The sequence below is a fragment of the Aquirufa sp. ROCK-SH2 genome (assembly GCF_054558315.1).
The window spans coordinates 882,999-905,392 of sequence record NZ_JBPXKB010000001.1 but is presented as its reverse complement, the minus strand read 5'-3'; the positions used below and the strand labels follow the sequence as shown (position 1 = coordinate 905,392).

Below are 22,394 nucleotides of genomic sequence, written 5' to 3'. Positions count from 1 at the left end.
TGTAAATTTGTATGGGTGAGTTTTCTCACCCATTTTTTTGTTATGACTCACCAAATTACGATTCCATCTGGTAAAAAAATTTATTTTGCTTCAGATTTCCATCTGGGTTTTCCGAATGTAGAACAAAGTTTATTGAGAGAAAAAGAATTAATGCTTTGGCTTGATGCAATCAAGTCAGATGCTAAAGCATTGTTTTTAGTTGGAGATTTGTTCGATTTTTGGTTTGAATACAAAGAAGTAGTTCCCAAAGGATTTGTTCGTTTTATTGGTAAACTGGCTGAATTGTCTGATGCAGGTATTGATATTCATATTTTTGTCGGTAACCATGATCTATGGATGTGGGATTATTTTGAAAAAGAAATTGCCGCTAAAATTTACAGAGAGCCCACCCAATTTGATCTACATTTTGACAACCATCAAGAAACAATTTTTGTAGGACATGGGGATGGTTTAGGTCCAGGAGATTATGGATTTAAAGCTTTGAAAAAAGTATTTACTAGTAAATTGGCACAATTCTGTTTTTCTTGGTTACATCCTGATTTAGGTGTTAAACTAGCACATTTGTGGTCCAATACAAGAAAAACAAATGCGATCACAGAGGGATTTGTTCCATTTGATCCTGAAACCGACTATATTTTAACCTATGTGCGAGAAAAGCTTAATCTACACGTAGCAGCGAATACTCAAGTAAATGCCTATATTTTTGGCCATAGACATCATCCAATAGAATTTCCATTAAATGGTCATTCAACTTATTATAATTTGGGAGATTGGTTTTCTCCTGATTTTAAAAATGCTTTTTATTTAACTATTTCCGAAAATGAAACTAATTTTCAAGCTTTTAAATAACTTAATTGTCTGCGCAATTGTGTGTTCTTATCAAACATCAATCGCTCAAGATGTGAATTCTCGACCCAATCCTACTGAATTTTGGCGTCCAAGTGTTCATTTTTCTCCACAAAAAAATTGGACAAATGACCCAAATGGTTTGCTTTTCTATAATGGTTATTATCATTTGTTTTTTCAACATAATCCCAAAGGGAATGAATGGGGAAATATGTCTTGGGGGCATGCAAGAACGAAAGATTTATTACATTGGGAAGAACTTCCTGTAGCCATCCCCAATGGCAAAGAGTATATATTCTCGGGCTGTGTTGTTGTTGATAAAGACCATGTTTCAGGCCTTGGTGATCCTAAAAAGCCATTGTTTATTGCGATTTATACAGCAGATTATCCCTATACAAGAGAAGAACAGCATTTAGCTTATTCCAATGACGAAGGGCTGACTTGGACCAAATTTTCAAGTAATCCTATTTTGAATATTGATTACAAAGACTTCCGTGACCCTAATATTTTTTGGCATGAAAAAACCAAACAATATGTGATGGTAGTTTCAAAACCCAGAGAATATACGATTCAATTTTATGGTTCAAAAAATTTAATTAATTGGACTCATTTAAGCGATTTTGGAGGTCAAGGAGATATGGATATGATTTGGGAATGCCCCTCATTGATGGAATTACCTATAGAAGGAAGAATGGGAGAGAAGAAATGGGTTTTAAGTATTAGTTCCCAAGGGCCAACCAATAAATTTGTTGGCATGCAATATTTTGTAGGCCATTTTGATGGAGTAAAGTTTGTAAATGATAATCCAAAAGAAACTAAATTATATGTCGATTTTGGTAAAGATTTCTACGCTGCTGTTCCTTTTTACAACACGGCTAAAAATGAAAACCTTTGGTTGGGTTGGGCATTGAGTTGGCAATATGCCAAAGAGCAGCCGACATTTCCTTGGAAAGGACAAATGTCATCTATTCGAAAAGTTAGTTTACAGCCCACTATGGATGGCTTAAGATTGAAGCAAAAATTTCAGCCAGATTTGGATCGTAAAGCACCCGATTTTCAGGTGAAAGATATTGTCATTAAAAAGAATAAAAAGTTAAATGGGATTAAATTTCTTAACGGGAAAACCTACGTGATTGATTTAATTATTACCCATGCAAAGTCGGATAACTGGGGGATTAATTTGATTAGTTCTGATGCACAGGGTAAAATAAATAAGGAGAAAACTTCTATAGGTTTTGATGAAAAAGAATCGAATTGGTACATTGACCGGACTAAATCAGGTTTGGATTTAGGAAATGGATTTAATTCAAATGATAAAGCACCCGCAATAAGTGGTTTGCAAAAAAACATCCGTATTTTTGTTGATAAATCATTGGTTGAAGTATTGGCCCAAGATGGGACAATTTCAATTAGTTCTTTGCGTTTTCCTAAAGGATTAACAGAAGATGTGGAGTTTTTCTCGACTAATGGTGAAACGGAAATAAAGCAAATGCGAATTTGGGAATTGAAATAATTCTCAATTTTAATAGATAATTGTTAACCTAAAAACTATTTTATGTCACAATCTACAAGTCGTTTAGAAGTAATGAATGAACTAGGTAAGAACATGGACGACTACATGAAAGAATATTTGAATCCAATTGATAGCAATTGGCAGCCTTCAGATATGCTACCTGATTCCACAAAAGAGAATTTTCTGCAAGAAGTAAAAATACTTCAAGAAGCGGCTAATGAGTTGCCATATGACTATTGGGCTGTTTTAGTGGGTGATACCATTACAGAAGAAGCTTTACCTACTTACGAATCATGGTTATTAGGTATGGAGACTGTTGATCATTTGGATCAAGAAAATGGTTGGGCAAAATGGATAAGAAGTTGGACAGCTGAGGAAAATCGCCATGGAAATTTATTGGGTACCTACTTGTATTTATCGGGAAAGGTGGATATGCGCGCAGTGGCAATATCTACACAATATTTGATTGCTGATGGATTCAATATTGGAACATCCGCTGATCCTTACAGAAATTTTGTTTACACTTCTTTTCAAGAACAAGCTACGAATGTTTCTCACCGTCGTACTGCTACATTGGCAAAGCAATTTGGTAATTCAAATTTATCCAAAATGTGCGCTCAAATTGCTGCAGATGAACTTCGACATGCAAAGGCATATCGTAAATTTGTATCTGAAATATTTAAATTAGATCCTTCTGAAATGATGTTAGCATTTGCCGACATGATGAAGAAGAAAATCGTTATGCCTGCTCATTTTCTGCGTGAAATAAACGGTCAAAAAAGTTCTTTGTTTGAACATTTTTCGGATGCTGCACAAAGAATTGGTGTATATACAACCATGGATTATGTGACGATTATGCAAGGTTTAATCAAGGAATGGGAAATTGAGAAAATGGGTGGATTAAATGACGCAGCTGAGAAGGCTAGAGATTATGTTGCTAATCTTCCTGCTCGTTTAGAAAAGTTGGCAGATCGTGTTAAGGTGCCTGAATTAGCTTATCCGTTTACTTGGATTGCTTAGTATATGAATAAAAAGTTATCCATGGACGAGCTGAATAGGCTCGATGTTGAAGGATATAAATCGGCAGATAAATTCCCCTACATTATTGTATTAGATGATATTCGAAGTATGAATAATGTAGGTTCTGCTTTTCGAACGGGAGATTCTTTCCGTTGTGAAAAAATCTATCTTTGTGGAATTACCGCACAGCCTCCGCATAGAGATATTTCCAAGACCGCTTTAGGTGCTGATGAATCTGTGGAATGGCAATATTTTTCTGATCCTGAATCTTGTATCGCTGATTTAATCCAACAGGATTATCAAATTGTTGTCATCGAACAAGTTGAAAATTCTACTTCATTATTGGATTTTAAACCGCTAGAAAATCAAAAATATGCCTTTGTTTTTGGCAATGAAGTATTTGGTGTAAACGATGAATATATTCAAAAAGCTCATTTATGCCTAGAAATTCCACAATTCGGCACTAAGCATTCTTTGAATGTATCTGTAAGCATGGGAATTGTCATTTGGGATTTTATTTCGAAAAAAGAAGGGGAGAGGTAAGAGGTAAGAGGTAAGAGGTGGCTTTTTTCTTTTACCTTTTACCTTTTACCTTTTACCTCTTACCTCTTACCTATTTCCTATTTTTCTCTTTTCTCTCAAAACCAAAATTCTTCCGTTCATCAAATTTTTATTTGGGGTAAATTTCTTTTGATTATTTTAGCCTATTCAATAACCCATCTAATATGATACTCTCAATTCAACAAGTAACCAAGCGTTACGAAAATCACCTAGCACTAAATCAAATTAATTTAGATATCCCTGAAGGTCAAATATTTGGCTTATTAGGCCCGAATGGAGCAGGTAAAACCTCCTTGATTCGGATTGTCAATCAGATTACAGCTCCTGATGAAGGGAATGTATATTTCAATGGAGAATCTTTATCGCAAAAACATATTGAACAAATCGGATATTTACCCGAAGAAAGAGGGCTTTATAAAAAAATGAAGGTAGGGGAACAGTTGGTTTATTTGGCCAGACTGAAGGGCTTAACAAAAGAAGAAGCAATAGCCGGTTTAAAAGAATGGTTTATCAAATTAGATATCAAAGATTGGTGGAACAAACCTGTTGAAGACCTATCTAAAGGAATGCAGCAAAAAACTCAATTTATTTCTACTGTTGTTCATAAGCCTAAATTATTGATTTTGGATGAGCCATTTTCTGGATTTGATCCAATCAATGCCAACATGTTGAAAGATGAAATCTTGCAATTAAAAGCAGAAGGTACTAGTATTTTATTTTCTACTCACCGCATGGAATCAGTAGAAGAATTATGTGATGGAATTGCATTGATTAATCATGCAGAAGTAGTACTAACTGGCAATAAAAATGATATTCAAAATCAGTTTAAAAAGAATGAATATCAAGTCGTTTTCGCAGGCGAATTGCCGAAAGAATGGAATAATTTCACTGTTTTGCAACAAGAAAAAAATGTTGTCAATATTAAATTAAATGAAAATGTTACGACCAATGTAGCCTTATCAGAATTGATTACTCAAGTGGATGTATTAGCTTTTAAAGAAATCATTCCAAGTTTTAACGATATTTTTATACAAGTTGTAGGATCTTAAATTAAACTAACCATGGACAAAATTTTATTAATTATTTCAAGAGAATATTTGACAAGAATTCAAAAAAAATCATTTTGGATTGCTTCATTATTAACACCATTGCTTATAACAGCCATATATGCTATACCAATTTGGTTAGCCACTCGAGAAGCTGAATTGAAAAAAATTCAGGTGATTGATCAAAGTACTTATTTTCAAAAGGAAGATTTGCAATCAACTTCTATTCAATTCGATTTGATAAAAGGTGGAGATGTGCTTCTATATAAATCTAAACTCAATTCAACGGATTACGATGCATTAGTTGTTATTCCTAAAGATGTCTTGGCTAATCCCAAAGGATTGGTCATGTATGCTCAAAAGACCTTGAGTTTGACTTTGAAAAGTGAAATAGAGGGTAAAATTCAGGAAAAAGTCCGCCAAGTTTTGATGAAAAATGCTGGAATTGAAGGTAAAATATATGAAAGTACTCAAGTAGATGTTAACAGTAGCACATTGACCTTATCGAATTCGGGTGGTGAAACGAGCTCTAGTAGTGAGGGAGTGATGATTTTAGCGGGCATTTTGGGGTTTCTGTTGTATTTTACCGTACTCATATATGGCAGTCAGGTGATGAATGGAGTGATTGAAGAAAAAAGCAGTAGAATCATTGAGGTTATTGTTTCTTCTGTAAAACCTTATCAATTGATGTTAGGTAAAATTATTGGCGTAGGATTAGTTGGTCTTACCCAGTTTGCTCTTTGGATTGTTTTGACGGTTGCATTTACAGGCGTTGCGTCGAAAATCTATGGAGATAATTTTAAAGAAAAAATAGTTCAAAATGCTAATAGTAAATTAAGCGCTGATGCACAGAAAACGGTACAAGAGGTTCAAAATAGCGAAAATTTTGACCCAATTAAGGTTGTTAACGAAGTGGTTCAATCAACCAATATTCCATTGATTATAGGCTCATTTCTGTTCTTTTATTTGTTTGGGTATTTGTTGTATAGTTCTTTATTCGCTGCAATTGGTTCTGCTGTAGAATCAGCTGCCGAAGCACAACAATTTACTTTGCCTGTTACTTTACCTATTATTGTTTCATTTTTATTTGCGCAATTCACTCTTCAAGATCCCGATAGTACCATTGCATTTTGGGCCTCTATTATCCCGTTTACATCACCCATTAATATGATGGTTCGTTTACCATACGGAGTGCCAACGTGGGAATTGATTTTGTCGATGGTTTTATTAGTGCTTGGTTTCTTAGGAACTTCTTGGGTATCCTCTCGTATTTATCGAGTGGGTATTTTGATGTATGGAAAGAAAATGACTTGGAAAGAGATAGGAAAGTGGATCTTTTATAAGATTTAATGGAAAAGGCCTTAGATTAAAACCTAAGGCCTTTTTTTATTAAAGAAATAGGCTCAACTTTTCTATGTCAAATCCTGCCTGAAATTGTCCGTTTTTTTCTATAATCGGCCGTTTGATGGCGGAGGTTTTCTCGGTTAAAAAACGAAATAATTCATCTGAGTTAATAAGTAATTGCTTCTGATCATCCGACAATTGTTTGTAAGTAGCACCCTGCCTATTTAATACAACGTTCTCTCCAAGCTGCTGAATAAATGCTTGTAAAGTTGCTTGATCGATGCCTTTTTTCTTGTAATCATGAAATTGAAAATCGATCTTATTTTCTTTCAACCAATCGAACGTTTTTTTCATCGTATTGCAATTCGGAATGCCGTAAACTGTTATCATATAAATTTAGTTTTTGTTCAAATTAATTGAATTTTGGTCGTATTTTTGTGTTTTCTTTTACAAATTTAACAGAAAACCGACCTTATGGAGTACAGAATTGAAAAAGATACAATGGGAAAGGTGCAAGTACCTGCTCATGTATATTGGGGAGCTCAAACTCAACGATCAATAGAAAACTTTCCTATTGCCCAAGATATCAATAAAATGCCGAAAGAGATTATTCGTGCGTTTGCATTTTTGAAAAAAGCGGCTGCAATCACCAATTTTGAAGCGGGTGTTTTAGAAGAATCAAAGAAAAATTTAATTGCGCAAGTATGTGATGAAATTTTAGCTGGACAATGGGCGGATCAATTTCCTTTGGTAGTTTGGCAAACAGGCTCTGGTACCCAATCGAATATGAATTGCAATGAAGTGATTGCTTACCGCGCGCACGTCATTCAAGGCGGAAATTTAATGGATGAGCAAAAGTTTGTACATCCAAACGATGATGTGAATAAATCGCAATCTTCGAATGATACGTTTCCTACTGCTATGCACATAGCGGCCTATCAGATTTTGATGGAAACGACTATTCCAGGCATTAAAAAATTGAGAGATACTTTGGCTGCTAAAGCAAAAGAATTCAAAAATGTGGTTAAAATTGGTCGTACGCACTTTATGGACGCGACTCCTTTGACTTTGGGACAAGAATTTTCTGGCTATGTTTCTCAATTGAATCATGGTATAAAAGCGATTGAAAATACCTTAGATCATTTAGCTGAATTAGCTTTAGGTGGAACGGCTGTGGGTACAGGAATCAATACACCCAAAGGTTATGCAGAAAATGTAGCGAAGCACATCGCAGGACTAACAGGTTTGCCATTTAGAACGGCTGAAAACAAGTTTGAAGCATTGGCGGCGCACGATGCAATTGTAGAGGCGCACGGGGCTTTAAAAACTGTTGCAGTGAGTTTAATGAAAATTGGTAATGATATTCGTATGCTTTCTTCGGGTCCACGTTCTGGAATCGGTGAAATCTATATTCCTGACAATGAACCAGGATCTTCTATTATGCCAGGAAAAGTGAATCCTACACAATGTGAAGCCATGACAATGGTAGCAGCTCAAGTGATGGGGAATGACGTAACAATCGGTATCGGTGGATCAAATGGTCATTTCGAGTTAAATGTGTTTAAGCCAGTGATGATTTATAATTTCTTGCATTCTGCACGATTGATAGGAGATGTTTGTGTGGCTTTCAATGATAAATGCGCAGTTGGAATTGCTCCACTGTACGATAACATTGCTAAACACGTGAATAATTCATTGATGTTGGTGACAGCTTTAAATACCAAGATCGGATATTACAAAGCAGCGGAAATTGCTCAAACGGCACATAAGAATGGTTCTACTTTGAAAGAAACAGCGGTAGCTTTGGGTTATTTAACTGCAGAAGAATTTGATCAATGGGTAAGGCCTGAGAATATGGTAGGAGAAATCAATCTGTAATTAGGGTCGAAATATTTGATTCTCAAGCGATTAAATAAAAAAGCCTCAAATTGACGAAATTTGAGGCTTTTTTATTGCTAAATAAGCTCTCGAAGCTCTAAAGAGTAAAATGTATTGGGAAAGGGGAAGGATTGGGCTATTTTTTTAGCTTCTTCCATGTTATCAAGAATTAGCGTTACGATTTGACTAATTTCTCCTCCATCTATTTGATTCAAAATTCTATTTTCAATTTCACCGTTTAAGTTTATGACCATTTGGTTGGGGCCAAGCTTTTGGAACAACATATCATTGTAAGTATTTTTCAATCCTTTCAACCAATTTTTAATATGCTCTAATTCTTGTTCCGATGCGATAATTTCTTGTTTGGAAATTCCGTTAATGGGTCCTCGAATGATGAAAACAAACCTATTCATATAATTGTACTTTTTTAATATTAAAATTCGCTTTGGAATTTATCAAAGGGATTTTCTTTTTTCGAAATTTTAGACTCTAAGCTTCTATCTTTCACTTTAATTTTAACCTTTTCAGGTGCGGGTAGGAAGGGGCTAAGCCACTCATTTAATTCCTTAAATGTGTCTTTGTTTAAGGAATAATAAATAAATACTCCTTCGCGTCTTGTCACTACAATTCCTGCTTCTTTTAGTACTGAAAGATGCCTTGAAATGGTAGGGGCTGCGTAGGTGAATTGCTCAAATATAGTACTAGCAGCGAGTTCCCCAGGCAATAATAATTCGATAATTTTCTTCCTAGATTCATCGCCGATTGCCTTGGCAATTAATTCAATCATTTTATTATTTATCTATTTAGCTAATTTAGTAATATTTTGGATGAATTCCAAAATATTGGTTTTATCGAATATTGGAAGGTGTTTAGTTCGGTATTTAGCTTGTCAAACAATTAATTAGTTGTAAGGCTAATTATATTTAGCTTTAAAGGTAATTAATTATTTATATAGGCAATTAATATTTAGTATTATGGCTAAATAATATTCTGAATACAATGAATAAAGTATTACAAGGAAATATAGTCTTTGCGCTAAAAATTAAACTAATATGGATGAATTAGTTGATCCGATTATTGAATACAATCGATTTGTTATTCCTAGTTCATTGGAATTAGTCCTAGGAAATTACTTGAAAATATGGGTTGATTTTATAAGGAATTTAATCTCTTACATATACTCGTTTGACTCTTTCGCTGATGTTTGTCATGAGTTCATAAGGAATAGTTTCTGCTTTTTTTGCTAAACTTTCAATTTGTACTTTTCCGCCAAATGCAATGGCTTCATCTCCGACTTTTACTTCTTGTAAATGGCTGATATCTACCATACACATATCCATACAAATGGCTCCAACGGTCGGACACAATTGTCCATTAATTTCAAATTCCCCATTTCCCATTCCTAGCTTTCTAGAATATCCATCTGCATATCCCAATGCTAAAGTGGCAATTTTACCATTCCCTTTTAACTTTCCTCTTCTGCCATAGCCAATTGTTTCTCCCTTTTTGATCTCCTTGATTTGTGAGATATAGGTTTTCAGCTTTAGTACTGTTTCTAGTGATTTTTTTTCTATTTCATTGTTGCTAATTCCATATAAGCTAATTCCCAAACGAACCATATCAAAACGAGATTTTGGATGTTTTTGAATGGCTGCGGAGTTTGCAATGTGTTTTAAGGGTTGGTATCCTAGGCTAGATTGTATATCTACGCACATTTTTTGAAATAGATTAATTTGTTTCTTAGTAAAATTGATATGTCTTTCGCTTTCTGAAGCTACCAAATGGCTCAAAATACTTACCACCCACAATTGAGGCATCTCACTTAAATATGCTTTTAATTGAGGAATTTGTTGTGGTTCAAATCCCAAACGCTTCATGCCTGTATCTAATTTGATGTGTATTTTAATGTTTTTGCCCTGTGTATTGCTGAATTCATCAAGTGCCAATAAGGTCTCAAAATTGTATATTTCTGGCTCTAAGGCAAATTCTGTGAGTAAATCAAATTCTTGTATTTGTGGATTCATCACCATTATTGGTGTGTAAATACCATTTTTTCTCAATTGTACACCCTCATCTGTATACGCCACGGTTAAGTAGTCAATTCCCTGATTTTGCAGTACTGTTGCTACTTCTATGGCACCAGTTCCGTAAGCAAAGGCTTTAACCATGCCCATGAGTTTAGTGTTTTCACCGATCTCTTTTTTATAGTAGGTTAAATTGTGTTGTAAGGCATCTAAATTGATTTCTAGTTGAGTACAATGGGTTTTTGTTTCTAATTGCTGAACTAATTTTTCAAAATTAAACTTTCTAGCTCCTTTTAATAATATCGCTGAATCATTGATTTGATTCAAGGCTCCTGATTGGATTAAATCCTCTGTTGTCTTAAAAGTTGTTATTTGATTAAATTGAGTACTATTTCGAATTATCTGTGGTCCAATTCCAATGATTTGATCTATTTTTTGTTGGCTTAATAAGGCGTTTATTTCATGAAATAGTCGATTTTCTTCAATTCCTGTTTCCAGCAAATCGCTGAATATGATTACCTTTTTCTTTTTACTGCTATTTTTTAATATCGGTAATGCTAATCTTAGTCCATCTAAATCGTTGTTGTACGAATCGTCAATGATTTGATTATTCCTAATGCCTTCCTTTATTTCTAAGCGCATGGAAATTGGTCGTAAGGATTTTACCTTGTTTTGTATTTCCGTAGCCTCTAAGCCCAAGTAATGAGCCATGATTAAGCAATTAGTCAGGTTTTCTAGTGATGCTTCATCACTATATTCTGTTTTAATTTCTAAAAATGTTTCACTTTGGGCTGCTTTTTTTAATCTAATTTGATAAAATGAGGCACTTTTTTGCCAAAATGATAAAATTCCTGCGCCGGTATCTTCGGTACTCCATGGAATTAATTCGCATGAAGGGTTTATTTCCTTCATAATTTGAATAATACTTGGACCGTATTTTTCTGTTTGTCTGAAAATTAACCTTTCGGAATGCTCAAATAATTTCAGTTTTTCTTTTAGTTTGATTATATCTGAATCAAAATTTTGTCCATGCGCTTCCCCAAAATGTGTTAAAATGCCATATTTAGGTTGTATGATGGATGCCAATTTATCCATCTCATTCATTTTAGAAATTCCTGCTTCAAAAATTCCTAATTGATGATGTTCTTGAATTTTTAATACTGATAATGGAACTCCAATTTGTGAATTAAAACTCTTTGGACTTTTTACTACCTGATATTTGTCAAATAGGAGACTATATAGCCATTCTTTGACACATGTCTTTCCATTTGAGCCAGTTATGCCAATTACGGTTAAATCAAATTTATTTCTATGTTTTATCACAATTTTTTGGAGTGTTTGAATGCTATTTTCAACGACATAAATATCGGCATTTTCCCATTTTTTTGCTTTTTCAGCCAATAAATTACTCCAACCCGCCTTTTCTACAATGAATTCTCTTACTCCCTTTAAATACAAAGGTTCTATGTGTTGGTGACCATCGTGGTGAATCCCTTTGACAGCTATAAATGCCGTATTTTGTGGGTCATTGATTTGTCGGCTATCCAAACTAACTTGATTTGAATTTAATTGGTTTGGATTAGAAAAATGAATCATACGAAATAGGGGATATTGAATAAGCTAAAATACAAAAAGGCGAGGAATTCTTTCCTCGCCTTTAAAATATATCTAATCTTTTTTTTGAATTAGTTTTCCAAAGCGGCAACTCCTGGTAGAACTTTTCCTTCCATGTACTCCAAAAGAGCACCTCCTCCAGTTGAAACATAAGATACACGATCTCCATAACCGGCATTGTTTACAGCTGAAGCTGAATCGCCACCTCCAATTAATGAAAATGCTCCATTTTCTTCCGTTGCTTTAACTACTGCATCTGCAATGGCATTTGTACCAATTGCAAAATTAGGGAATTCAAATACTCCCATCGGACCATTCCAAAGGATAGTTTTTGATTCTGAAACAATTTTTTGGAATAATTCTATTGACTTAGGTCCAATATCTAATCCTTCCCAACCGTCTGGAATGAATCCTGTATCAACTGTTTGTCTATTAGCATTATTGTTGAAATCATCCGCACAAACATTATCTAAAGGCATGTAAATATTTACTCCTTTTTCTTTTGCTTTTTCTATCAAACTCTTTGCTAATTCCACTTTATCTGGTTCGCAAATGGATTTTCCAATTTTGCCTCCTGCAGCTAAAGTGAAAGTATAAGTCATTCCACCACCAATAATCAAATTATCTACTTTATCTAATAATTTTTCGATGATTAAAATTTTATCGGAAATTTTAGAACCACCCATAATTGCTGTAAAAGGACGATCAGCGTATTCTAATATTTTTTGTGCATTATCAAGCTCAGCCTGCATCACATATCCACTCACTTTTTCAGTAAAGAATTTACCGATCACAGCCGTAGAAGCATGCGCTCTATGAGCAGTTCCAAAGGCATCATTTACCCAAACGTTCCCTAAACGAGCTAATTTTTGAGCAAAAGCTTCATCTCCTTTTTCTTCTTCTTTGTAAAAACGAAGATTCTCCAACAATAAAATCTCTCCAGCTTTTAAATTATTTGATAATTCAACAGCTTCATCACCAATGCAATCAGATGCAAATTGTACCTTAACACCGAAAACGATAGAAAGAGGAGTAACCAAATGCTTTAATGAATATTTTTCAGTAGGACCATCTTTTGGACGACCTAAATGCGACATTAAAATAACAGATCCACCATCTTTTAAGATTTTTTGTATCGTAGGAATGGTTGCTTTGATACGAGTATCATCAGTAATTTCGAATCTATCATTCAATGGTACATTGAAATCGACACGAACTAGGGCTTTTTTGCCAGAAAAATTGAAATTGGAAACGGTTTGCATACTATTTTTGTTTCGTTATAAAGAATGACAAGCATGGCCTTTTTATCAGGCTTGCAAATATACCTAAGTTTCTGAATATGTTGAAATAATCTAATTTTCTGTTTAAAATATGGAAATTATTATCAAAATAGTACAATTTTGATTGAAAATATATAATTTTATACCCAATGAATCAAGAAAATCCCATTATTTTAAAGCCTACCTATTATTGGGATTATTTCAATTACATTCTTCTTTATGTGCAAAAGCATTATCAAAATTTGCTTTCAGATTCAGAAAAAGAGTTTTTGATCCATTTTCAATCATTATCATTTGAAAGTCAATGTTTATTCATTCGGCTTGCTTCTCGAAGAACACCTTGGTTTCGTGTAGAATCATTGGTATATCCTGAAATTTCATCGATAGATTTGGCACTAGATGAGTTGATTGCTAGTGAATTTTTGAAAGTTTTTGAAAAGGATGAGGTAGAACACTTACCTTCTTTGTTACGTGCTTTTAACAAGCAAGAATGTTTAAAAATTTCGAAGCAACATATAACGAGCATAAAGGGCTTAAATTCTTTGAAAAAAGAAGATTTGGTTCAATTGATTTTAGAGCATATATCAGCGTCTTTAATTTTGAATGAGATACAAATGATTTCCCCGCAGATTGTTCAACCTTTGCGGTTAACGACCTATTCCTTTTTGCAGTTTTTATTTTTTGGGAGTAGAAGTAGAGATTTAACCGATTTTGTGGTTCGAGATTTAGGTCATCGTAGTTTTGTTGAAATAGAAGAGGAACATTTTGTACCCTATTTTAATCATCGAAAAGAGGCGGTTGAGAAATGGAATATCAGCGTTTGGCGACAATGGTTGTATGAAATGATGCCTCAGGAGAATGTCACAGAAACGATTTATTTTTCTTGGAAAAATGAAATTCTACCATTAAAGGATGAACTAAGCGAATTGGCATCTTATTCATTTGAAAAAACACTTTTTGAGCTTGGTCGATATTTAGAGCGACAAAATGAATTGGAAAAAGCCTTAGAAGTTTACCAGCATAGCCTTCAATCCAATGTCATTGAGCGAATTGTTCGGATTTATCAAAAAATGAAAAATTGGGAAAAGGCTACTTATTGGGCTCGATTGGGTTTGGAAGTCAGCATAACACCTAAAGAAATTCATTTTTTTACCGACTTTTTAGCCAAAATAGACACTAAAAAGTCGATTAAAAAAGTGACTAAATCACTGAAAGAAGCGGAAAAAATAACGATTTCCATTCAATGGAAGTCGAATGTGGAAGCTGGTGTGATTGATTATTTTCAAAACAAAGGTTTTTATGCCAGTTTTAGTGAGAATCGAGTTTGGAAAAATTTGGTTGGACTTTGGTTTTGGGATATTATTTTTGACTCAAAAGATCAGGCTTATCATCATCCCTTTCAATCGGCACCTAGTCATTATGCCAAAGATGATTTTTTGTTGTCCAAAAAAAACGAATTTTTATCGCTTTTATCCATGATTGAGAATAAATTGGATTTGATGGAACATTTGATCGCTCAATCTAAAAAGCATCAAATGCAAATTAATCCATTGGTAGATTGGACAACTATTGATTTCGAATTGTTGGAAAAAGTGATTTATGCCTTGAATAGCTCAGCTATTTTGGCCGTTGTGAAACAAATTTGGATGAATTTATCTAGCCATTCCAAAGGCTTTCCTGATTTGTTTATTCAAAAAGGAGAGGAGTATGCATTTATTGAAGTTAAATCGCCCAATGATCATTTATCAGCGATTCAATATTTTTGGCACGATTTTTTCAAAGAAGTGGGTATTGAATTCAAATTAATTCGGGTGGAATGGGGTTCATGGGCGTAGAGACACACGGCCGTGTGTCTCTACGCCAAATGTTAACAGAAAATTCATTAAAAAAATATTTCCCTTTCCACTTGACTTCTTTTCAAAAAAAATATACATTTCTTATGAATCTGCCACGTTCTTATATTTTGTTGCTTTATAGATTCAAAAAGCATTTTTTCACCATTTAAATTTTATGATTATGAAAGTGCAAGTACATGCCATTCACTTTAATGCGGACCGTAAATTATTGGACAGCATTCAGACTAAGTTGAATAAATTAGATACTTTTTACGATCGAATAACGAGTGGAGAAGTTTTTCTAAAAATTGAACAAGGAGTAGGGAAAGTAAAAGAGAAAATGTTAGAAATTAAGATATCAGTACCTGGTGCTGTATTGTTTGTCAAAGAAAAAGCAAAGTCCTTTGAAGAAGCATTAGATTTAGCTTTGAATGCCATAGCAGAACAAATAAAACGCTTCAAGGCAAAAGCTAACCAAATAACTGCAAAAAACTCAAATATCTCTTTTGAGTAATGAATTAAACATAAAAAAGACCATTTGGGGAATCCGAATGGTCTTTTTTTGTATTAATCTAATGATCAAGTTTATTGATTACAAATCAAATACTTGTTTGACTTGATCTACATAATCTAATTTTTCCCAAGTAAACAATTCTACTTCTTTGACAACCGTTTGTCCATTGTTCCCTTGAAATGACTTAGTAACTATTTCATTTTTTCTTCCCATGTGACCATAAGCCGCAGTTTCAGAATAAATAGGGTTTCTTAACTTTAATCTTTGTTCGATAAAATAGGGACGCATATCAAAAATGCCTTCTACAGCTTTGGCGATTTCACCATCTGTTAAATTGACTTTCGCAGTACCGTATGTATCAATAAACAAACCACAAGGTTTAGCAACACCAATTGCATAGGAAACTTGTACCAAAACCTGATCACATAGACCTGCTGCTACCAAGTTTTTCGCGATGTGACGCGTTGCGTAGGCTGCTGATCTATCTACTTTGGATGGATCTTTTCCTGAAAATGCACCACCACCGTGAGCACCTTTTCCTCCATAGGTATCTACTATGATTTTACGACCTGTTAATCCCGTATCTCCATGTGGTCCACCGATGACAAATTTACCTGTTGGATTAATGTGATAAGTGATTTTATCATTAAACAAAGCTTGAATTTCAGGCTTTAATTTTGCTTTTACACGTGGAATAGCGATTTCAATGATATCTTTTCTGATTTTCGCCAACATCATCTCATCTGTATCAAAATCATCGTGTTGAGTAGAAACCACAATTGTATCAATACGCTGAGGTACGTGTGAATCGCTGTACTCAATGGTTACTTGAGATTTAGCATCCGGACGTAAATAGCCGATTACATTAGGTTCATTATTACGAATCAAAGATAATTCTTGCAAAATTTTATGTGCCAAATCCAAAGCAAGTGGCATGTAATTTTCGGTTTCAGTAGTTGCATATCCAAACATCATTCCTTGGTCACCTGCACCTTGTTCTTCTGGATTCGAACGGTCAACACCTTGATTAATATCTGCTGATTGCTCATGGATAGCTGAAAGAATACCACAAGATCTTGCATCAAACATGTATTCAGATTTATTGTAACCAATTTTATCAATTACTTGACGAGCAATGGATTGAACATCTAAATTAACATTGGTTTTTACCTCGCCAGCTAAAATAACTTGACCTGTTGTTACTAAAGTCTCACAAGCTACTTTCGAGCTTGGGTCAAAAGCCATAAAATGATCTATTAAGGCGTCAGAAATTTGATCTGCTACTTTGTCTGGATGACCTTCTGAAACGGACTCAGAGGTGAATAAATATGCCATTAGCGAATTTTTTTATTTAAAAACGTACAAATTTAAGATTAATCTTAGCAACAAGCAAAACTATTTAGTTTCTTGATTTCTTTTGAGTGAAATCTGCAATTACTGCTTTGAAGAATGGTGAAGTTGGAACACTCGACATGATTTTTAAGTCTTCCAACCAATGGGTATCTTCTTCTAGAAATTTAAGGATTAAAACAGGTGAGTTATTTTTGAATAATGCCTCAAATATTTCATTTCCATGAATCTCAGACTCTGCTAGAACTTTTAAAAATATTCGATCAATCCAACTTTTGAATAGACTCTTTTTAATTAAAGGCGCCTCAAAATTCTCATTTTCAAGATTTTGAACAAGTCTTTTACAAATTTTTTGTGTCCTTAAAAAACTGTAACCTGAAGTTGATTTCACAAAACCACCTGCTGTTCCAATTTTGATCCATTTTTGAAACAAATATTGAGGCTTATTGGTTAATTCCATCATCGGAATAATTCCATATTCCTCTTCTTTGATTTGATAATCTTCCTCACTTAAATCATAATAAGCAGCCAAATAAGCTCGAATTTTATCTTTATAATATTCTTTATCTTTCAAAGTGCCTGAAAAAAATGTATGCTCAAATAGGGCAGTATGGGAATTTACAGGCAAAACATACATGAATTCACAATCTCTTCCACTGGCTACTCTGAAATCAAATAAATGGGCACTGTCAGCTTTAAAGGCAGGGAAATTACTTTCAATATTCCAACCCAAAAAATGTTGTTTGATGTGCAATGGGTTGTCTAAATCAATGGGGAAAGGAGAAATACTATCGAAAACTTTCTTTTTAGCTAAATAATTTCCTTTACTAGTTTCTACATTTACACCTATACCGGCATAATTGATTTGCTGAATTTTAGCTTGTAAAAAGTGAAAATTTGATTTTTTTAACAATTCACTTTTGATATAATTATACCAATCCTCACTCTTGATTTTTTTATATTTATACGGTGTGATGTCGAATAAATCGCTAGGAGCGATTTTAGGGAAAACGCTGATTCTTGACCATTCTTTTTCAGCAATCACATCAAATTCTTCTTTTTCATCAGACCAATAGCACCAGGTTTTGTCATTGGTATTCTTTTGAAATTCGTCTATGATTAAAACACTTACATTTCCTAAGGTACTTTTGCTCAAATAATAAGCAAGAGATAATCCTGCTAAGCCTGCACCTGCAATGATATATACATATTCGTTTTGATGGGGAGCTGGTAATCGCATATTGTTATATATGTCTTTCTGCGTGATAACTTGATCTGACTAAAGCACCTGATTCTACATAGGCCAATCCTCGTTTTAAACCTTCTTCCTTATACATGGCAAAAGTATCTGGATGAATCCATTCAATAACTTCATGATGCATTTTAGTCGGTTGTAAATATTGGCCCAATGTTAAAACATCTAAACCATGGGCTACTAAGTCATCCATTGCTTGAAAAACCTCGTCTTTAGTTTCACCCAAACCTAACATGATACCCGATTTATTTCTTTTTCCGAACTCCTTGGTTCGTTTAATTTGCTCCAAACTTCTTTCATATTTGGCTTGAGGGCGAACATAACGGTATAAACGAGCTACTGTTTCCATATTGTGCGAAACAACCTCTTGTCCACCTTCAATCATGCGAATTAAAGCATCCCAATTCGCTTTGACATCTGGAATTAAGGTTTCGATGGTTGTACTTGGGGATTCTTCTTTTACCGCACGAACTGTTTGGTACCAAATTTCTGCACCTTTGTCTTTTAATTCATCTCTATTAACTGAGGTGATTACCGCATGCTTCACCTTCATTAATCGGATCGCTTCTGCGACACGTCGAGGCTCATCAACGTCGTATTCTTGAGGTCTTCCGGTTGCTACTGCACAAAAAGTACATGAGCGCGTGCATACATTTCCCAAAATCATGAAAGTTGCTGTACCTTCACCCCAGCATTCACCCATATTTGGACAATTTCCTGATTGGCAAATGGTGTGTAATTTGTATTCGTCGACAATTTTACGAACATTGGTGTATTTCTCGCCAATAGGCAATTTAACACGCAACCAATCTGGTTTGCGGTTGGTATTGGTACTTGGATTTATTTGAGGTAATTCAATCATGTTGCTAAGAAATAATTTCTATTTAGTCCTGCCTAATAAAAAAGTTAAATAACCAGTTGTATAAACAGGCCTTTGGGTACTTTGGTTTAGCATTTCAATAGGACTATTGAAAATATCAATAATAAATCCTACTTCAATTGCCATATAACTACTTTTTTCTGAATTAAATTCAATATTAAATGCTGATTTAACATGCCAGCCTGGTACAAATTTACTTTTCCCAATACTTGTAAACATTCCAGATTCTCTTACAACTCCAGCACTAGGATATTTGTTCTCCAAAAAATCTTTCATCGTAACAGAAATGGTTGATTGGTTGCCGTATGGATTATTGGTCGAAGTGGCAACATCAACCATGTAAGGAGCTTGCAATCCTAACGTTGGGCCTGTCGAAAATATGCCTTTTAATGCGGGGCCACCCTGACTAGCTTTTTTGAGTAAAGTAATTTCTTTGCCAAATTCAGGCCTCACAGTAAATAAATAATTCAATTTACCTTCTGTGTACGTTTGTCCATTGTAAGAATAAGGAGAATTGAATTCTCTGTAATCTCTGATATGGGCTAAATCAAGGTTCAAAACATTCAAATTCTGATTTCTTTTGCCCCAAATTTTTCGGACATTCATCCCGCCAATTAATCCAGAATTGGTAGCGGTGCTTACTCCGATAGCCCAAGTATTGATTCTATCTGATACCTTTTTTTCGGTAGGTGGAATGGCTACATTTTGCTGATTGCTTTTTTTGTTGCTAGCATTATTTATTTTGTTTTTGCTGACACTGGGTGCTTCAACCTGGACTGTCTTTCTCTGACCATTGACAAGCAATGGGAAAAACAGTAGCAAAAAATAAAATGGAATGCTAGATTTCATAAAATTAATTCAAATGAGGTTTAATTTCATCCAAAGATATATCCCAATGCGTAGCTGAGTAACTACATTTTCCATTTGAGATAACCAAAACTTGAGGCGATTGATGTTCAATTTCAAAAATTTCAGCAATTTTTTGTGAAATAGGGCGGTAAGAAATTAAATCTAATAAATAGGCTGGACTTTCTTCTTCAGTCCAAGCTCTTTCTAAGCGATTAAGTGCAGTAGAAGATATCGAGCAACGGGTGCTATGTTTGAAGATAAGGATAGGCTTTTGATGTGAATCAGTGATGATTTCATCCAATTGTACTTCTTCTGTTAAATTATTCCAGTTCATAAGGATGATGCGGATATTGGTCTTATTTTGTAATTTTATTGATTCAACATCAAATTTAAGAAAAACTTGAGAGTTTGGCTTTATTCTTTTAGCTTGTTTTTATATCGACAAACCCTTAGGCTTGTTTCAAAGTTCCACGCGAAGGCTAAATTGTGGTCGGATGGTCAGGATATTGTGTGGTTAGGTTTAATAAAACATCTTCAAAACAATCAAAAACCCGTATTTTGGATTCATTCCGCCTCTTTAGGAGAATTTGAGCAAGGGAGACCGATTGTCGAAAATTTTCGTGAAAAATATCCGAATCATTTTATTTTATTGACTTTTTTTTCTCCTTCGGGATATGAAATTAGGAAAAATTACCCCTTGGCCGATTTTGTGAGTTATTTGCCTTTGGACAATAAATCTGCCGCAAATAAATTTTTAGATATTGTTCGTCCAGACTTTGCTGTTTTTGTGAAATATGAGTTTTGGTATTTTTATTTAACAAGTTTGAAAAAGCGAAATATACCAACCATTCTCGTTTCAGCCATTTTTAGGGAAGATTCGGTGTTTTTCAAATGGTATGGAGGATTACATCGAAAGATGCTTCATTGTTATTCTCAACTTTTCCTGCAAGATTTTTACTCCAAAGAGTTATTGAAAAAGATCGGCATCGAAAATACGGTGGTGGCTGGTGATACGCGTTTTGATCGGGTGAATCAATTAGCCCGAAAAGTGGAATCTTGGGATTTATTGGACAAATTTTTGAATCAATCTGAATTTGTTGTTTTAGGTTCTGTATGGGAAGCGGATATGCAAGTGCTCATTCCAATTATTAATGAGACGCAATTGGACTTAAAATGGATCATTGTTCCTCATGAAATCCATCCTGAAGAATTGGAAGCTTGGAGAAATCAATTGAATAGTTCGAGTATCTATTCCAAAGGAGAAAATTTAAGCAATCTATCATCTAATAAAGTATTGATAGTCAATGAGATTGGACGATTATCTTCTCTCTACCAAGGAGCAAAATTCGCTTACATTGGAGGAGGATTTGGAGCAGGTTTACACAATACCTTAGAAGCAGCAGTATTTGGGCCAGCCTTGTTTTTTGGGAATAAAAATTACACCAAATTTAAAGAGGCATGCGATTTAAGGGATTTAGGTATCGCTTTTCCCATTGAAAATACGGAGGAATTGAAAGAGAAATTGGAAGCATTGAACAAGAATGATGATGGTAGGCAATTGATTAAAAAGAAATCGATCGCTTATATTCAGGAAAATATTGGTGCGACAGATCAAATTATGAACTTTATAGAGGTTAATATATGAGTAATGATTTAATAAAGGGATTAATTATTCGCTCCACTGGGTCTTGGTATGAAATCAGAACAGAAGCAGGTAAAGTCTATTCTGGCCGATTAAAGGGCAAATTTAAATTAAAAGGTCCTCAGACTTCTAATCCCATAGCGGTAGGTGATTGGGTTCGATTTTTCATTGAAGATGAGGCCAATCAAACGGTTGTTATCGAGGAAATTTTACCAAGAACGAATTATTTGATTCGGAAATCGGTGCATAAAACAGGGCAAGGACAATTATTGGCTGCGAATGTGGATCAAGCTATTTTTATCATGACCTATAAATTTCCGAAAACTTCATTGGGCTTTTTGGATCGTTTTTTGGTTACAGCAGAGGCATTTCGAATACCCGTTCAAATTGTTTTTAATAAAATGGATTTGTTGGACGAAGATGAAAAGAACCAAGTATTTGAATGGGCGGGATTGTATCAAGAATTAGGGTATGGCATTTTGTTCACTTCTATACCCAATAATGAGGGTATTGACGAATTCAAAGAAATGTTTCAAGGGAAAGTTTCATTGATGTCAGGTCATTCTGGGGTAGGGAAATCCAGTTTATTGAATATTGTTGCACCTGATTTGAATATTAAAACCAAAGCTATTTCAGATTTTGCGCAAAAAGGAGTGCATACTACTACGTACGCTACCATGTGGGAGTTGGGAGAAAATACTTATTTGATTGATAGTCCAGGTATCAAAGAATTGGGTATTTTAGAGATTGAAAAAGATGAATTAGCACATTATTTCCCTGAAATGCGTGCCTTGTTGGGGGAGTGTAAATTCAATAATTGCATGCATTTGAGTGAGCCAGGTTGTGTAGTAAGAGCAGCGGTGGAGGAAGGAGAAATAGCTGCCAGCAGGTACATGAGTTATTTGAGTATGTTGGAAAATGATGATAATCGAAGATAAACCTA

At 34.5% G+C, this 22,394-nt stretch carries 21 protein-coding genes; 11 read left to right on the top strand and 10 right to left on the bottom strand.

Annotation, left to right across the window (positions count from 1 at the left end):
• The first annotated feature begins 42 nt into the window (after nt 1-42).
• The 6 genes from V7S79_RS03950 (at nt 43) to V7S79_RS03925 (ending at nt 6,336) form a co-directional block, all read left to right on the top strand.
• Complete coding sequence (locus tag V7S79_RS03950) at nt 43-849, top strand: UDP-2,3-diacylglucosamine diphosphatase (RefSeq protein WP_459489253.1); 807 nt, start codon at nt 43-45, stop codon at nt 847-849.
• Nucleotides 821-2,359, top strand: a complete 1,539-nt coding sequence (locus V7S79_RS03945; RefSeq protein ID WP_459489252.1) for a glycoside hydrolase family 32 protein — start codon at nt 821-823, stop codon at nt 2,357-2,359. The genes V7S79_RS03950 and V7S79_RS03945 overlap by 29 nt, the downstream gene beginning before the upstream one ends.
• A 42-nt stretch (nt 2,360-2,401) precedes the next feature.
• Complete coding sequence (locus tag V7S79_RS03940; protein ID WP_459489251.1) at nt 2,402-3,379, top strand: acyl-ACP desaturase; 978 nt, start codon at nt 2,402-2,404, stop codon at nt 3,377-3,379.
• A gap of 3 nt (nt 3,380-3,382) precedes the next feature.
• Nucleotides 3,383-3,922, top strand: a complete 540-nt coding sequence (locus V7S79_RS03935; RefSeq protein WP_459489250.1) for a TrmH family RNA methyltransferase — start codon at nt 3,383-3,385, stop codon at nt 3,920-3,922.
• Between the two features lie 182 nt (nt 3,923-4,104).
• Nucleotides 4,105-4,989, top strand: coding sequence for an ABC transporter ATP-binding protein (locus tag V7S79_RS03930; protein WP_459489249.1), 885 nt, complete (start codon nt 4,105-4,107; stop codon nt 4,987-4,989).
• 12 nt (nt 4,990-5,001) lie between these two features.
• Nucleotides 5,002-6,336, top strand: a complete 1,335-nt coding sequence (locus V7S79_RS03925) for an ABC transporter permease (protein ID WP_459489248.1) — start codon at nt 5,002-5,004, stop codon at nt 6,334-6,336.
• A 39-nt stretch (nt 6,337-6,375) separates the two neighbouring features.
• Here V7S79_RS03925 and V7S79_RS03920 read toward each other — a convergent pair whose 3' ends face one another.
• A complete protein-coding gene (locus tag V7S79_RS03920; RefSeq protein ID WP_459489247.1) occupies nt 6,376-6,720 on the bottom strand; it encodes a Spx/MgsR family RNA polymerase-binding regulatory protein in 345 nt (114 codons plus the stop codon).
• Between the two features lie 84 nt (nt 6,721-6,804).
• Here V7S79_RS03920 and fumC point away from each other — a divergent pair, with 84 nt between their 5' ends.
• Nucleotides 6,805-8,208: a class II fumarate hydratase gene (gene fumC / locus V7S79_RS03915; RefSeq protein WP_459489246.1), complete on the top strand. Its 1,404-nt coding sequence runs from the start codon at nt 6,805-6,807 to the stop codon at nt 8,206-8,208.
• Between the two features lie 77 nt (nt 8,209-8,285).
• Here the strand turns inward: fumC and V7S79_RS03910 are convergent, their stop codons facing one another.
• The 4 genes from V7S79_RS03910 to V7S79_RS03895 all read right to left on the bottom strand — a co-directional run bounded on the left by V7S79_RS03910 (nt 8,286) and on the right by V7S79_RS03895 (nt 13,108).
• A complete protein-coding gene (locus V7S79_RS03910; RefSeq protein ID WP_459489245.1) occupies nt 8,286-8,621 on the bottom strand; it encodes a hypothetical protein in 336 nt (111 codons plus the stop codon).
• 20 nt (nt 8,622-8,641) lie between these two features.
• Complete coding sequence (locus tag V7S79_RS03905; protein WP_459489244.1) at nt 8,642-8,995, bottom strand: ArsR/SmtB family transcription factor; 354 nt, start codon at nt 8,993-8,995, stop codon at nt 8,642-8,644.
• Between the two features lie 376 nt (nt 8,996-9,371).
• Nucleotides 9,372-11,828 (bottom strand): bifunctional UDP-N-acetylmuramoyl-tripeptide:D-alanyl-D-alanine ligase/alanine racemase, encoded by a 2,457-nt coding sequence (locus V7S79_RS03900; RefSeq protein WP_459489243.1) that lies wholly within the window; start codon nt 11,826-11,828, stop codon nt 9,372-9,374.
• Between the two features lie 89 nt (nt 11,829-11,917).
• The gene (locus tag V7S79_RS03895; protein ID WP_459489242.1) at nt 11,918-13,108 is read right to left on the bottom strand and encodes a phosphoglycerate kinase; all 1,191 of its coding nucleotides are present in this window, start codon (nt 13,106-13,108) and stop codon (nt 11,918-11,920) included.
• Nucleotides 13,109-13,275: 167 nt separating this feature from the next.
• Between V7S79_RS03895 and V7S79_RS03890 the strand changes: the two genes are divergently transcribed.
• Nucleotides 13,276-14,961, top strand: coding sequence for a VRR-NUC domain-containing protein (locus V7S79_RS03890; protein ID WP_459489241.1), 1,686 nt, complete (start codon nt 13,276-13,278; stop codon nt 14,959-14,961).
• Between the two features lie 181 nt (nt 14,962-15,142).
• Nucleotides 15,143-15,475 carry an HPF/RaiA family ribosome-associated protein gene (locus V7S79_RS03885; RefSeq protein WP_459489240.1) on the top strand — a complete coding sequence of 111 codons (333 nt, stop codon included), beginning with the start codon at nt 15,143-15,145 and terminating at the stop codon, nt 15,473-15,475.
• A gap of 78 nt (nt 15,476-15,553) precedes the next feature.
• Here the strand turns inward: V7S79_RS03885 and metK are convergent, their stop codons facing one another.
• The 5 genes from metK to ytxJ form a co-directional block, all read right to left on the bottom strand.
• Nucleotides 15,554-16,810, bottom strand: coding sequence for a methionine adenosyltransferase (gene metK / locus V7S79_RS03880; RefSeq protein ID WP_459489239.1), 1,257 nt, complete (start codon nt 16,808-16,810; stop codon nt 15,554-15,556).
• Nucleotides 16,811-16,874: 64 nt separating this feature from the next.
• On the bottom strand, nt 16,875-18,065 hold the full coding sequence (locus V7S79_RS03875; protein ID WP_459489238.1) for a lycopene cyclase family protein: 1,191 nt from the start codon (nt 18,063-18,065) through the stop codon (nt 16,875-16,877).
• 4 nt (nt 18,066-18,069) lie between these two features.
• Nucleotides 18,070-18,942 (bottom strand): lipoyl synthase, encoded by an 873-nt coding sequence (lipA, locus tag V7S79_RS03870; RefSeq protein ID WP_459489237.1) that lies wholly within the window; start codon nt 18,940-18,942, stop codon nt 18,070-18,072.
• Nucleotides 18,943-18,960: 18 nt separating this feature from the next.
• Entirely contained in the window at nt 18,961-19,809 is an 849-nt protein-coding gene (locus V7S79_RS03865) for a hypothetical protein (protein ID WP_459489236.1), read from the bottom strand.
• A gap of 4 nt (nt 19,810-19,813) precedes the next feature.
• Nucleotides 19,814-20,143 (bottom strand): bacillithiol system redox-active protein YtxJ, encoded by a 330-nt coding sequence (gene ytxJ / locus V7S79_RS03860; RefSeq protein WP_459489235.1) that lies wholly within the window; start codon nt 20,141-20,143, stop codon nt 19,814-19,816.
• Nucleotides 20,144-20,209: 66 nt separating this feature from the next.
• On the opposite strand from ytxJ, the gene V7S79_RS03855 reads away from it, so the two are divergent.
• Both V7S79_RS03855 and rsgA read left to right on the top strand, forming a co-directional pair.
• Nucleotides 20,210-21,454: a 3-deoxy-D-manno-octulosonic acid transferase gene (locus V7S79_RS03855; protein ID WP_459489234.1), complete on the top strand. Its 1,245-nt coding sequence runs from the start codon at nt 20,210-20,212 to the stop codon at nt 21,452-21,454.
• Nucleotides 21,451-22,389 (top strand): ribosome small subunit-dependent GTPase A, encoded by a 939-nt coding sequence (gene rsgA, locus V7S79_RS03850; protein ID WP_459489233.1) that lies wholly within the window; start codon nt 21,451-21,453, stop codon nt 22,387-22,389. Before V7S79_RS03855 ends, rsgA begins: the two co-directional genes overlap by 4 nt.
• The last annotated feature ends 5 nt before the right edge of the window (nt 22,390-22,394 follow it).

Excerpts from the sequence above, each read along its gene's own strand:
- V7S79_RS03925 (WP_459489248.1), top strand. The coding sequence starts at position 5,002 with ATGGACAAAATTTTATTAATTATTTCAAGAGAATATTTGACAAGAATT.
- V7S79_RS03875 (WP_459489238.1), bottom strand. The coding sequence starts at position 18,065 with ATGCGATTACCAGCTCCCCATCAAAACGAATATGTATATATCATTGCA.
- rsgA (WP_459489233.1), top strand. The coding sequence starts at position 21,451 with ATGAGTAATGATTTAATAAAGGGATTAATTATTCGCTCCACTGGGTCT.
- lipA (WP_459489237.1), bottom strand. The coding sequence starts at position 18,942 with ATGATTGAATTACCTCAAATAAATCCAAGTACCAATACCAACCGCAAA.
- fumC (WP_459489246.1), top strand. The coding sequence starts at position 6,805 with ATGGAGTACAGAATTGAAAAAGATACAATGGGAAAGGTGCAAGTACCT.
- V7S79_RS03890 (WP_459489241.1), top strand. The coding sequence starts at position 13,276 with ATGAATCAAGAAAATCCCATTATTTTAAAGCCTACCTATTATTGGGAT.
- V7S79_RS03930 (WP_459489249.1), top strand. The coding sequence starts at position 4,105 with ATGATACTCTCAATTCAACAAGTAACCAAGCGTTACGAAAATCACCTA.
- V7S79_RS03905 (WP_459489244.1), bottom strand. The coding sequence starts at position 8,995 with ATGATTGAATTAATTGCCAAGGCAATCGGCGATGAATCTAGGAAGAAA.
- V7S79_RS03950 (WP_459489253.1), top strand. The coding sequence starts at position 43 with ATGACTCACCAAATTACGATTCCATCTGGTAAAAAAATTTATTTTGCT.
- V7S79_RS03895 (WP_459489242.1), bottom strand. The coding sequence starts at position 13,108 with ATGCAAACCGTTTCCAATTTCAATTTTTCTGGCAAAAAAGCCCTAGTT.
- V7S79_RS03885 (WP_459489240.1), top strand. The coding sequence starts at position 15,143 with ATGAAAGTGCAAGTACATGCCATTCACTTTAATGCGGACCGTAAATTA.
- V7S79_RS03945 (WP_459489252.1), top strand. The coding sequence starts at position 821 with ATGAAACTAATTTTCAAGCTTTTAAATAACTTAATTGTCTGCGCAATT.
- V7S79_RS03935 (WP_459489250.1), top strand. The coding sequence starts at position 3,383 with ATGAATAAAAAGTTATCCATGGACGAGCTGAATAGGCTCGATGTTGAA.
- metK (WP_459489239.1), bottom strand. The coding sequence starts at position 16,810 with ATGGCATATTTATTCACCTCTGAGTCCGTTTCAGAAGGTCATCCAGAC.
- V7S79_RS03900 (WP_459489243.1), bottom strand. The coding sequence starts at position 11,828 with ATGATTCATTTTTCTAATCCAAACCAATTAAATTCAAATCAAGTTAGT.
- V7S79_RS03910 (WP_459489245.1), bottom strand. The coding sequence starts at position 8,621 with ATGAATAGGTTTGTTTTCATCATTCGAGGACCCATTAACGGAATTTCC.
- V7S79_RS03920 (WP_459489247.1), bottom strand. The coding sequence starts at position 6,720 with ATGATAACAGTTTACGGCATTCCGAATTGCAATACGATGAAAAAAACG.
- ytxJ (WP_459489235.1), bottom strand. The coding sequence starts at position 20,143 with ATGAACTGGAATAATTTAACAGAAGAAGTACAATTGGATGAAATCATC.
- V7S79_RS03940 (WP_459489251.1), top strand. The coding sequence starts at position 2,402 with ATGTCACAATCTACAAGTCGTTTAGAAGTAATGAATGAACTAGGTAAG.
- V7S79_RS03865 (WP_459489236.1), bottom strand. The coding sequence starts at position 19,809 with ATGAAATCTAGCATTCCATTTTATTTTTTGCTACTGTTTTTCCCATTG.